Raw genomic sequence first — 11,972 nt, 5'->3', positions numbered from 1 at the left:
AGCCGGCTCGGGTAAGGGCCGGGCATGGACACCCAGGTCAGCACGCCCGTCACCCATCCGCCCGCGCCGCGCGAGATCGACGTCGAGACGCTGCGCCGGCGGCTGGAGGAAGCCGTGGACGGGGAGGTCCGCTTCGACACGGGCAGCCGCGCCGCCTACTCCACCGACGCCTCCAACTACCGGCAGGTCCCGATCGGCGTGGTGGTGCCGCGTCATCTCGACGCCGGGGTGGCGGCGGTGGCCGTGTGCCGGTCCAGGGACGTGCCCGTGCTGTCGCGCGGCGGCGGCACCAGCCTGGCGGGTCAGTGCTGCAACGCGGCCGTGGTCATCGACTGGTCCAAGCACTGCGGCCAGGTGGAGTCCGTGGACGTGCCGGGCCGGCGGATCGTCGTGCAGGCCGGGGCGGTGCTCGACCAGGTCAACCACGTGCTGGAGCCCGACGGGCTGATGGTCGGGCCCAAGCCGTCCAGCCACCGCGCCTGCACCATCGGCGGCATGGTCGGCAACGACTCGTGCGGGGCGTCCGCGCAGGCGTACGGGAAGATGGCCGACTCCGTGCTGCGGCTGGAGATCCTCACCTACGACGGCGTGCGCGCCTGGGTGGGGCCGACCGGCGCCGACGAGTACGCCCGCATCCAGGCCGAGGGCGGCCGCCTGGCCGAGATCTACCGGCAGCTTCGCGACCTGCGCGACGACACCATGGAGCTGGTCCGCACCCGCTTCCCCCGGCTGGAGCGGCGCGTGTCCGGCTACAATCTGGACCAGCTCCTGCCCGAGAACGGCTTCAACCTGGCCCGCGCCCTCGTCGGCAGCGAGGGCACGCTCGTGACCGTGCTGCGCGCCGAGCTGTCCGTGGTGCCGCGCCCCGCCACCAGGGCGCTGGCCGTCCTCGGCTTCCAGGACATCTTCGCCGCCGCCGACGCCGTCCCCTCCGTGGCCGCCCACCGGCCGCTGGCGCTGGAGGCCATGGACGACACGATGTACCGGCTCGCCCGCGCCGAACGCCCCGGCGACCCCGCGCTGCGCGACCTGCCGCCGGGCGCCGGATGGCTGCTGGTGCAGTTCGGCGGCGAGACTGCCGACGAGTCGCGGCAGCGGGCCGAGGACATGATGCGCGACCTGTGCCGCGGCGACGGCAGGCCGCCGCCGTCGCACGCCTTCCTGGGCGACCCGGCCAGGGAGGACGAGCTGTGGCGGCTGCGCGAGTCAGGGCTGGGCGTGGAGGCGTACCCGCCGACCGGGCGGCAGACCTACGAGGGCTGGTCCGACGCGGCCGTCCCGCCCGAGCGGCTGGGCGCCTACCTGCGCGACTACGACCGGCTGCGGCACCGCCACGGCTACGCCCACTCCGCCCTGTACGGCCACTTCGGGCAGGGCTGCGTGCACGGCAGGCTCCCGCTCGACCTGCACACCGACGACGGGATCGCCACCTACCGCAGGTTCGCAGAGGAGAGCGCCGACCTGGTCGCCTCCTACGGCGGATCGTTGTCCGGCGAGCACGGCGACGGGCAGGCGCTGGCCGAGCTGCTGCCCCGGATGTTCGGCGAGGCCGTGGTGGAGGCGTTCGGCCGGTTCAAGGCCGTCTTCGACCCCCGCGACCGGATGAACCCCGGCAAGGTCGTCCACCCGCACCGCCTCGACCAGAACCTCGCCCAGCGGCACTTCTACCCCCTGGAACCCAGGGAGACGTTCTTCGACTACCCCAACGACCACGGACGTTTCGGGCACGCCGCCACCCGCTGCGTCGGCACCGGCAAATGCCGCAAGCACACCTTCGAGGGCGGCGTCATGTGCCCCAGCTACCGGGTCACCCGCGAGGAGGAGCACTCCACGCGCGGGCGGGCCAGGCTGCTGGAGGAGATGGTGCGCGGCGAGCTGATCGCCGACGGCTGGCGGTCGGAGGCCGTACGCGACGCGCTCGACCTCTGCCTGTCCTGCAAGGCCTGCCGGGCCGAATGCCCGGTGAACGTGGACATGGCGACGTACAAGGCCGAGTTCCTCGCCCACCACTACCGGCACCGGCTGCGCCCTGCCGCCCACTACTCGATGGGGTGGCTGCCGCTGTGGGCGGCGCTCGCCTCGGCCGCCCCGCACGTCGTGAACGCCGTCACCCAGACACCCGGCCTGGCGCGGCTGGTCAAGCTCCTCGCCGGGGTCTCCGGACGGCGGGCGCTGCCGCGCTTCGCGGGGGAGCGGTTCACCGATTGGTTCAAGGGACGCGGCGTCGTCGGGCCCGGCACGCGCGGACGCGTCGTGCTGTGGGCCGACACCTTCTCCAACAACTTCGACCCCCGCGTCGCCCGCTCCGCGGTGGAGGTGCTGGAGGCCGCCGGGTTCGAGGTGCACGTGCCGCCCGTGACGCTGTGCTGCGGGCTGACCTGGATCAGCACCGGGCAGCTCGGCATCGCCCGCAAGGTGCTGGCACGCAGCGTCAACGCGCTGCTGCCGTGGGCCGAGGCGGGCGTGCCGGTGGTGGGGCTGGAGCCGAGCTGCACCGCCGTGTTCCGCTCCGACGCGCCCGAACTGCTCAACACGGCGCAGACGCGGCTCGTGTCCGAGCGCACGCTGACGCTGTCGGAGCTGCTGGAGCAGCGGGCGCCCGACTGGCGGCCGTCCTCCTCCGGCGGGTCGGTGCTGGCCCAGGTGCACTGCCACCAGAGCGCCGTCATGGGGTACGACGCCGACCGCGCCGTCCTCGCCCGGTTCGGCTTCCGTACACGGGTGCTCGACTCGGGGTGCTGCGGGCAGGCCGGGAACTTCGGGTTCGAACGGGAGCACTACGACGTGTCGGTGGCCTGCGCCGAGGAGGGGCTGTGGCCTGCCGTGCGGGCGGCCGGCGAGACGGAGGCCATCCTCGCCGACGGCTTCTCGTGCCGGACCCAGATCGGGGCCTCGCGGAGCGGCCGCGAGGGCCGCCACCTCGCCGAGATCCTGGCCGCCGCCCTCACCCGCCCCCACTGAGCCCGCCTCGCGCGGGGTGGTGCGGCAGGGCTGTTCGGCGTGTACTCAGAACCGGCTCGTCCACTTGTACCAGGCCCCGCCGATGCGCTCGTAGCCAGTGTGGCTCTCGTCGGGCGGCATCCCCGCCGGGCTCCACGCGAACCCGAACCGGTCGAGGAACCCGCTGTCCCGCACCAGGAACTGGGCCCCGCCCCCCTCGATCGCCTCGGCGTTCTGCAGCGGGAACAACCCCACCCACTGGCTCTCGCGGACGCCGTCAGGCTGGCTCGCCACCGTCCGGGCGTAGCGTTCCAGGCTCGACTCCGAGAGCGCGAACCGGGCGCTGAACGGCAGGTCCGTGTACGCCATCGCGATGACACTGACCCCCAGGATCGGGGCCGCCGCCCACCGGACCCAGTGCCGGCGCAGCCCCGCCCGGCCGTCACGGCGCGCGAGGGCGACGGCGAGGCGGACCGTCCAGACGATGATCGTGCCGAGCGCCAGGGGGATGGTGAGTGCCAGCAGCCTGAACGGGCCTCCGCCCGGCAGGCTCAGGCTGTTGACCAGGACCAGCCAGACGGCGGCGACGAAGCCCAGCAGCCACCACCCCGGCGGGCGGGCCAGCGTCCGGAGGAGCGCCGGTAAGGCGGGCGTTGACGCGGCGTCACCCGCGGCAGGCCCGGAAACCCCTCCGGCAGGCCCGGAAACCCCTGCGGCGGGCCCGGAAACCCCTGCGGCAGACACTGAGGCGCCCGCCGCCTGCCCTGTCACGTTTTCCGGCATGCCTGACCCTACCGTGATCACCCGCACCCGAGCCGGCGCTCACCCGTCCAGGCTCAGGGAGAGCCGCCGCGCCAGGCCCGTGTTCCTGCGGTGCCCCAGCCGGTGCACCGCCAGCTCCAGCGCCTCCCGCTGCCCCACCAGCACCACCCACGCCTTGGCCCGCGTCACCAGCGTGTACAGCAGCTTGCGGCGCAGCATGATGCCGCCGGACTCGGCCACGATCGGCGCCACCACGAACGGGTACTCGCTGCCCTGCGACCGGTGCACGCTGATCGCGTACGCGTGGGTCAGGTCGTCGAGCTCGTCGAAGCCGTAGCGCACGCTCTCCCCGTCGTCCGTGCGGATGTCGATCACGCGCTCCTCCCGCACCACCGCCGTCACCGTGCCCGTCTCCCCGTTGAAGACCCCTTTGTCGTAGTTGTTGCGGATCGGCATCACCCGGTCGCCCACCCGGAACACCGTCGCTCCCGACCAGTGCTCGGGCTTGTCGTCGGCGGCCGGGTTGAGCTGGTCCTGGATGAGCCGCCCGAGCGCCGTGGCGCCCGTGTCGCCCTTGCGCATAGGGCACAGCACCTGCACCTGGGCGGGCTCGACGTCCTGTTTGCGGGGGATGGCGACCATCGCCAGGTGGGCCACGCGCCGCGCCACCTGCTCGGGGTCGTCGAGCTCCTCGAACCAGAACCCGCCGCCGCCCGGCACGGCGGGCAGGCGGCCCGCGCGGATGCGGTGGGCGGCGTCGATGATGCCGCTGCCGCCCGCCTGCCGGAAGACGTGCGTGAGCTGGACGCGCGGGATGGACGTCACGCGCAGCAGGTCGGCCAGGACGTCGCCGGGCCCGATGCTGGGGAGCTGGTCGCCGTCGCCGATGAGCAGCAGGTGGCTGCCGGGCCGGACCGCCGAGGTGAGCCGGGTGGCCAGGTGCAGGTCGAGCATGGACGCCTCGTCCACCACGATCAGGTCGGCCTGCGCGGGACGCTCGTCGAACAGCGTCTCGGGGTCGGGGTCGGGCTGCTGGGCGAGCATGCGGTGCACGGTCATCGCGGGCAGCCCGGTCAGCTCCGACAGCCGTTTGGCGGCCTTGCCGGTGGGGGCGGTCAGCGTCACCGAGCCGCCCGCGGCCCGCACCGTGGTGGCGATGGACCTGACCGTGTGGCTCTTGCCGCACCCGGGGCCGCCGGTGATGATCGAGACAGTGCTGGTCAGCGCCATGGTGACGGCGGCGCGCTGGTCGTCGTGCAGGTCCGGGTCCTCGCGGTAGGCGCGCAGCGGCAGCGTGGAGCGGGCCCGCAGCAGCGCCGTGAGCTGGGCGGTGAGCGCCACCTCGCGGCTGTGCACGTGCTTGGCGAACGCGACCACCTGCCCCGGCTGGTCGGGCGAGGCCTCCACGACGAGCCGCCGGTCGGCCGCCAGCGCGTCGATCATCGGCCGCACCGCCTCCTGATCCAGCTCGATCATCTCCGCGGCCTCCCTGACCAGGGTGGACACCGGCAGGAAGCAGTGGCCGTCGCGGCTGCCCGCCGCCTCCAGCCGGTCGAGCAGCGCCGCCTTGATCCGCTGCGGGCTGCGCTCGGGCACCCCCGACTGCAGGGCGATCCGGTCGGCGATCCGGAACGCGATGCCCCTGACCCGCCCGATCAGCCGGTACGGGTCGGTGGCGAGCACCTCGTCGGCGTCCTTGCCGAACACCTGGTAGATCTTGGCGGCCAGCAGCGGGCTGACCCCGAGCCCCTGCAACGTCACCATGAGCGCGGCGATGGCCTTCTGCTCCTGCCACGCCAGCACGATCTGGCCCTGCCGCTGCGGCCCGATGTTGACGACCTCGGTGAGCCGCTCGGGCTCGCCGTCGATGACCTTCAGCGTGGCCTCGCCGAAGTGGTCGACGATCGCGTACGCGAGCCGCGGCCCGATCCCCCTGATCAGCCCCGACCCGAGGTAGACGCGGATGGCCCGGACCGACGACGGCGTCACCCGCTCGCACCCGGTGACCGCGTAACGGCGGCCGTAGCGCGGGTGGCGGCTCCAGTCGCCGAGCAGCCGCAGCGTCTCGCCCGGCTGGATGCCCGCCAGCGCCCGGCCGGTGGCCACGAAGTCGGGCACGCCTTCCGCGCTCATGCGCGCGACGGTGTACTCGTCGTCGCGGACGTAGACGAGCTGCTCGACGGAGGCCTCCACACGGGAGATCAAACCATCCGCGACCGACAAACGCCTCACATGGCCGTCGGATACGTCTCCGGCTCCACGTCGCCCCACGGCTCGCCGTGCAGCGGATGCACCGCCCTGGTCTCGTCCAGCCACAGGAAGGCGTCGTAGCGGCGGCCGACGACCGTGGGCACGTAGTTGCCCCAGCGCTCCCGCTCGGGGTGGTAGACGACGCCGATCGCCCGGTGCCCCATCGGCTCGTCGTACCAGCCGGCCCGCAGGCCGGGCGGCGGCACCAGGAACAGCGCGTCCTGCCCGGGGAGCGCCTCGTGCAGGAACGCCTCCAGCGACGCGGGCCGGGCCGGCGGCACTCGCATGACGTGATGCCGGTCGCCCCACCGGCCGGCCGCGACGACCGTGCCGCGGTGCGTGCCGAAGCCGACGAGGACGGCGTCCTCGCGGTGGCGTTCGCGTACGAGCTGCCCGAGGTTCGTCATCCCGGCGGCGGCCATGTCGGTGGCGCGGGCGTCGCCGACGTGCGTGTTGTGCGCCCACACCACGCCTTTCGCCTGGTGGTGCCCGGCCAGCCGGTCCAGGGTGTCGGCCATGTGCACGTCCCTGATGTTCCAGGAGTCGGGGCCGCCGCGCACCATGGCCCGGTAGTAGCGTTCCGCGCCGGCCACGACCTCGGCGTTCTGCCGCACCCCGAACGCGTCGCCGCCCAGCTCGGACAGCAGGCGCACCACCTCGTCCTCACACGTGTCGGGGACCAGGCGGGTGGCCAGGCCGTACTGCTGCGGGTCGTGGCCGTAGGACTCGAAGCAGTACAGGGCCTCCATCACCGTGCCCATCCGCTCCGGCAGGTGGGCGGCGGCGTAGCGGCGGATGGCGCGCAGGGAGTCCCACAGGCTGTAGACGTCCAGGCCGTGGAAGCCGCAGCGCTCGCCGGGCGGGCGGCCGGCGTTCCAGTCGCGCAGCCGGCGGCAGAAGGCGACGACCTCCTCGTTGGCCCACATGAAGGTGGGCCAGCGCTCGAAGGAGTACAGCGCCTCGTACGGGTCGGCGCCGGTGGTGACGGCGCGGTCCACCCGCTCGCAGTCGGGCCAGTCGCCCTCGACGGCGACGAAGCCGAAGCCCTTCTCGGTGATCAGCCGGCGGGTCAGCTCCGCGCGCCAGGCGTAGAACTCGTGGGTGCCGTGGGTGGCCTCGCCGATCAGCACGAACCTGGCCTCGCCGACGCGCTCCAGCAGCGGGGTGAGGTCGCCGGGGCCGGCGAGCGGCAGCGCCGAGCGGCGCACCTCGTCGAGATTCGTCACCAGAGCACCTCCTCCGTGAGCGCCGGAAGCCAGAGGTTCGTCATGACTCCTCCTCGGCCAGCGCCGACAGGCACTCCCTGGCGAGCTGCAGCTCCTCGCGCACCTGCACCACCAGCACGGGCACGGCGGCTCCGCCCGCGCTGACCGGCCCGTCGTCGTGGCGGTTGCCCACGGCGGGCGGCTCGACGCCGAGCAGGCCGAGGCGGCGGCAGACGGCCTCGCGCACCTCGGGCTGGTCCCAGCCGATCTCCCCGGTGAACACCAGCGCGTCCACCCGCCGCAGCGAGGTGGCCGCGGCGGCGATCTCCCGGCTGACGCGGTGCGCGAACACGCCCAGCGCCAGCCGCGCCGCCTCGTCGCCGTCCCGCTCGGCCGCCACCAGCTCCCGCGTGTCCCCAGAACGTCCCCCCGACAGCCCCAGCAGCCCAGAACGGCGCTCCAGCCCCTCGGCCAGCTCCTTGAGCGTCAGGCGGCCAGGACCGAGCAACCAGACCAGCATGCCGGGATCCACGCTGCCCGAGCGCTTGCTCATGGGCAGCCCCTCCAGCGGCGTGAAGCCCATCGAGGTGTCCACGCTGCGCCCGCCCGACACGGCGGCCACCGAAGACCCGCCGCCCAGGTGCGCCAGCACCAGCTCCAGCTCGTTCGCCGGGCGGCCGAGCAGCTCGCAGGCGCGGTCCGCGGCCCAGGCGTACGACAGGCCGTGGAAGCCGTAGCGGCGCAGGCCGTACCGGTCGCGCCACTCGGCGGGAAGGGCGTACACGGCGGCCTCGTCCGGCAGCCCCGCGTGGAAGGCCGTGTCGGGGCAGAGCACGTGCGGCACGGCGGGGAGCTGCTCGCGCGCCGCCTCCAGCAGCGCCAGCGCGGGCGGCAGGTGCAGCGGCGCCAGGTCGGTGAGCGCGCGCAGCGCCTCGGCCGTCTCGTCGTCGGCCACCGCAGGCGAGCGCACCACGTCGCCGCCGTGCACCAGCCGGTGCGCGACCGCCCTGACGTCGCGGTCGAAGTGGCCGCCGAGGAACGCCGACAGCTCCTCCCTGGCCGAGCCGGGATCGACGGCGCGCTCGGAGTGCGCGCTGTCGAGCACGCTGCCCCCTTGTACGAGATCGAGGCGCAGACTCGACGACCCCGCGTTGACGGTGAGTATCGCCGCCGGCTCCACCTGCTCGTCCATGCGGCCCGGCTACCCCTCGTGATTCCGGCAAAACGGACGGATGCTCTTTGCCGCGGTCAGGGGTTGTCTCTCCGAGAGCTCGGGTAGTCGTGCGAAATGACTATCACCTTGCAGGTGAACGGCGTGCCGCGCACGGTGGACGTGGACCCGCGGATGTCGCTGCTCGACCTGCTGCGCGAAAGACTCGGGCTCATCGGCGCCAAGAAGGGCTGCGACCACGGCCAGTGCGGCGCCTGCACGGTCCTCATCGACGGGCGGCGGGCCAACGCCTGCCTGGCGCTGGCGGTGGCGGTGGAGGGCCGCGAGATCACCACCGTCGAGGGCCTGGCCACGGGCGAGGAGCTGCACCCGCTGCAGAGCGCGTTCATGGAGCACGACGCCTTCCAGTGCGGCTACTGCACGCCGGGCCAGCTCTGCTCGGCCGCGGGCATGCTCGGCGAGCCCGGCCCCAGCGCCGTCACCGACGACATCCTCGTCGACCCCGACCTGACCCCCGAGGAGATCAGCGAGCGCATGAGCGGCAACCTGTGCCGCTGCGGCGCCTACGTCAACATCGTCAGCGCGATCGAGGAGGTGGCCAGGTGAAACCCTTCGAGTACGCCCGCGCGGGCAGCACCGCCGAGGCCGTGCGCGACTTCGGCCCCGGCACCATGTACCTGGGCGGCGGCACCAACCTGGTGGACCTGATGCGGCTGGGCGTGGCCGAGCCCGAGCGCCTGGTGGACGTCAGCCGCCTGCCGCTCGACACCATCGAGCCGCAGGGCGACCGCGTCCGCGTCGGCGCCACCGTCCGCAACACCGATCTGGCCGTCCACCCGCTGATCCGCAGCCGCTACCCGATGCTGGCGCGCGCCGTGCTGGCCGGCGCGTCCGGCCAGGTGCGCAACGTCGCCACCGTCGCGGGCAACCTGCTGCAGCGCACCCGCTGCACCTACTTCCAGGACGTCACCAGGCCCTGCAACAAGCGCCGCCCCGGCTCCGGCTGCCCGGCCATCGCCGGCGACCACGCCGGGCTGGCGATCCTCGGCACCTCCGACGCCTGCGTGGCCACCCACCCCTCCGACATGGCGGTGGCCCTGGCCGCGCTGGACGCCCAGGTGCACGTCACAGGCCCCGGCGGCGACCGCATCGTGCCCATGCCCGGCCTGCACCGCCTGCCCGGCGAGGAGCCCGAGCGCGACACCGTGCTGAGCCCGGGCGACCTGATCACCGCCGTCGAGCTGCCGCCACCGCCGCCCGGCGCCTCGCTCTACCGCAAGGTGCGCGAGCGGGCGTCGTTCGCGTTCGCCCTGGTGTCCATCGCCGCCGTGCTCGACGTCGGGCCGGACGGCGACGTGGCCGGCTGCCGCATCGCGCTCGGCGGGGTCGCCCACGCCCCCTGGCGGGCCGAACGCGCCGAACAGGCCCTCATCGGCGGCCCGGCGACCGGCGAGGCGTTCCTCCAGGCGGCGGAGGCCGAGCTGGAGCAGGCCCGCCCGTTGCCGCGCAACGCCTTCAAGGTGCCGCTGGCCCGCAACCTGATCGTCGCCACGCTTGAGGAGCTCGCGGCATGAACCGCATCGAAGGGCGCGTCAAGGTCACGGGGCTGGCCACGTACGCGGCCGAGTACCCCGCCGAGAACGTCGCCTACGCCTACGCCGTGCAGGCGCAGATCGCCAAGGGCCGCGTCAAGCGCGTGGACGCCGCGCCCGCGCTGGAGCTGCCGGGCGTGCTGGCCGTGCTGTCCTGCGAGGCCGCGCCCCGCCTGGCCGGGGACGCCGACCCCGAGCTGGCCCTGTTCCAGAGCCGCGAGGTGGCCTACCGGGGCCAGATCGTCGCCGCCGTCGTGGCCGAGACCTACGAGATCGCCCGCGACGCCGCCGCGCACGTCCGCGTCGACTACGACGCCGACGACCACGACGTGCGGCTGAGCAGCGACCACCCCGGCCTCTACCAGCCGGAGGTGGTCAACCCGAACTTCCCGTCCGACTCCGAGAAGGGCGACGTGGAGGCGGGGCTGTCGGCCGCCGCGGCGAGCGTGGACGTCACCTACGAGACGCCCGTCCTGCACAACAACCCGATGGAGCCGCACGCGGCGCTGGCCCTGTGGGACACCGAGGGCCGGCTGCTGGTGTACGACACCGCGCAGGGCACCAGCGGCAGCCGCAGCCTCATCGCCAAGACGCTGGGCCTGCCGGAGGACCAGGTGCGCGTGGTGTCCAGGCACGTGGGCGGCGGGTTCGGCTCCAAGGGCACGACCAGGCCGCAGGCGATCCTGGCCGCGCTGGCCGCCCGCATGGTGGGCCGCCCCGTCAAGATCGCGCTGACCCGGCAGCAGATGTTCGACGTCACCGGCTACCGCACGCCGACGATCCAGCGGCTGCGCCTCGGCGTGGACGCCGACGGCCGCCTCACCGCCGTCGAGCACCTGGCGTACGAGCAGAGCTCCACGCTGATCGAGTTCGCCGAGCAGACCACCGTCCCGACCCGGGTCATGTACGGCACGCCCGCGCTGCGCACCGGGCACCGGCTGGTCCGGCTGGACGTGGCCACCCCGTCGTGGATGCGCGCCCCCGGCGAGTGCCCCGGCATGTACGCGCTGGAGTCCGCGATGGACGAGCTGGCCTACGCCGCCGGCCTGGACCCCGTCGAGCTGCGCGTCCGCAACGACCCCGAGACCGAGCCGGACAGCGGCCTGCCGTTCAGCTCGCGCAACCTCGTCGGCTGCCTGCGCGAGGGCGCACACCGCTTCGGCTGGCAGCACCGCGACCCGCGGCCCGGCATCAGGCGGGAGGGGGAGTGGCTGATCGGCACCGGCGTGGCGTCCTCGACCTACCCGGCCAGGAGATCGCCGTGCAAGGCCGTGGCCACGACCAGGAACGGCGACGTGCTCGTCCAGGTGGCCGCCGCCGACATCGGCACCGGCGCCCGCACGGCGCTCAGGAAGATCGCGGCGGCCACGCTCGGCGTGGACCCCGAGCGGGTGCACATCGAGCTCGGCGACAGCGACCTGCCGCAGGCGCCGGTGGCGGGCGGCTCCATGGGCACCGCCTCCTGGGGCACCGCCGTCGTCCGCGCCTGCGAGGAGCTGCGGCGCGACGGCAAGGAGGGCCGCGCCGACACCACCGACGAGGTCAAGGCGGACGCCAAGCTGGCCAGGCACGCCTTCGGCGCCCAGTTCGCCGAGGTGCGGGTCAGCGCGGTGACCGGCGAGATCCGCGTGTCGCGGCTGCTCGGCGTGTTCGCCGCCGGGCACATCGTGGACGCCAAGCTGGCCAGGTCCCAGTTCCTCGGCGGCATGACGATGGGCATGGGCATGGCGCTGATGGAGGAGACCGTCACCGACGAGGAGTTCGGCGGCTTCCTGCACCGCGACCTGGCCCAGTACCACATCCCGGCCTGCGCCGACGCCCAGCACGTGGAGGCGCACTGGCTGGACGAGGAGGACGATCAGCTCAACCCGATGGGCAGCAAGGGCATCGGCGAGATCGGCATCGTCGGCACCGCCGCCGCCATCGGCAACGCCGTGCACCACGCCACCGGCCACCGCTTCCGCGACCTGCCCATCACCCCGGCGAAGATCCTGACGGCGAGGTTTTGACCGCGCTTTGCATGGAAGAGGAAGTCTCTCGGGTTTGATTGGC

Annotated in this window: 8 protein-coding genes; 4 read left to right on the top strand and 4 right to left on the bottom strand. The window is 73.7% G+C overall.

Going from position 1 to position 11,972, the window contains the following annotated elements:
• The first annotated feature begins 24 nt into the window (after positions 1–24).
• Complete coding sequence (locus ABD331_RS31780; protein ID WP_344482667.1) at positions 25–2,961, top strand: FAD-binding and (Fe-S)-binding domain-containing protein; 2,937 nt, start codon at positions 25–27, stop codon at positions 2,959–2,961.
• 45 nt (positions 2,962–3,006) lie between these two features.
• Here the strand turns inward: ABD331_RS31780 and ABD331_RS31775 are convergent, their stop codons facing one another.
• The 4 genes from ABD331_RS31775 to ABD331_RS31760 are packed head-to-tail and all read right to left on the bottom strand — an operon-like array spanning position 3,007 to position 8,349.
• Positions 3,007–3,723: a hypothetical protein gene (locus ABD331_RS31775; protein WP_344482664.1), complete on the bottom strand. Its 717-nt coding sequence runs from the start codon at positions 3,721–3,723 to the stop codon at positions 3,007–3,009.
• Between the two features lie 39 nt (positions 3,724–3,762).
• Positions 3,763–5,895 (bottom strand): SF1B family DNA helicase RecD2, encoded by a 2,133-nt coding sequence (gene recD2, locus ABD331_RS31770; protein ID WP_344482661.1) that lies wholly within the window; start codon positions 5,893–5,895, stop codon positions 3,763–3,765.
• Positions 5,896–5,930: 35 nt separating this feature from the next.
• The gene (locus tag ABD331_RS31765; protein WP_344482658.1) at positions 5,931–7,178 is read right to left on the bottom strand and encodes an erythromycin esterase family protein; all 1,248 of its coding nucleotides are present in this window, start codon (positions 7,176–7,178) and stop codon (positions 5,931–5,933) included.
• Between the two features lie 40 nt (positions 7,179–7,218).
• Entirely contained in the window at positions 7,219–8,349 is a 1,131-nt protein-coding gene (locus ABD331_RS31760) for an acetate/propionate family kinase (protein WP_344482655.1), read from the bottom strand.
• Positions 8,350–8,445: 96 nt separating this feature from the next.
• On the opposite strand from ABD331_RS31760, the gene ABD331_RS31755 reads away from it, so the two are divergent.
• Genes ABD331_RS31755 through ABD331_RS31745 form a run of 3 tightly spaced genes read left to right on the top strand, consistent with a single transcriptional unit; the run spans position 8,446 to position 11,929 of the window.
• Positions 8,446–8,934, top strand: a complete 489-nt coding sequence (locus tag ABD331_RS31755) for a (2Fe-2S)-binding protein (protein ID WP_344482652.1) — start codon at positions 8,446–8,448, stop codon at positions 8,932–8,934.
• Entirely contained in the window at positions 8,931–9,902 is a 972-nt protein-coding gene (locus tag ABD331_RS31750) for an FAD binding domain-containing protein (protein WP_344482649.1), read from the top strand. The genes ABD331_RS31755 and ABD331_RS31750 overlap by 4 nt, the downstream gene beginning before the upstream one ends.
• Positions 9,899–11,929, top strand: coding sequence for a xanthine dehydrogenase family protein molybdopterin-binding subunit (locus tag ABD331_RS31745; protein WP_344482646.1), 2,031 nt, complete (start codon positions 9,899–9,901; stop codon positions 11,927–11,929). Before ABD331_RS31750 ends, ABD331_RS31745 begins: the two co-directional genes overlap by 4 nt.
• Positions 11,930–11,972: the final 43 nt, after the last annotated feature.

This window comes from Nonomuraea monospora, assembly GCF_039531895.1.
Taxonomy (GTDB): domain Bacteria; phylum Actinomycetota; class Actinomycetes; order Streptosporangiales; family Streptosporangiaceae; genus Nonomuraea; species Nonomuraea monospora.
Note: the sequence above shows the minus strand (reverse complement) of the source record. Positions and strands in the feature narration are given on the sequence as shown.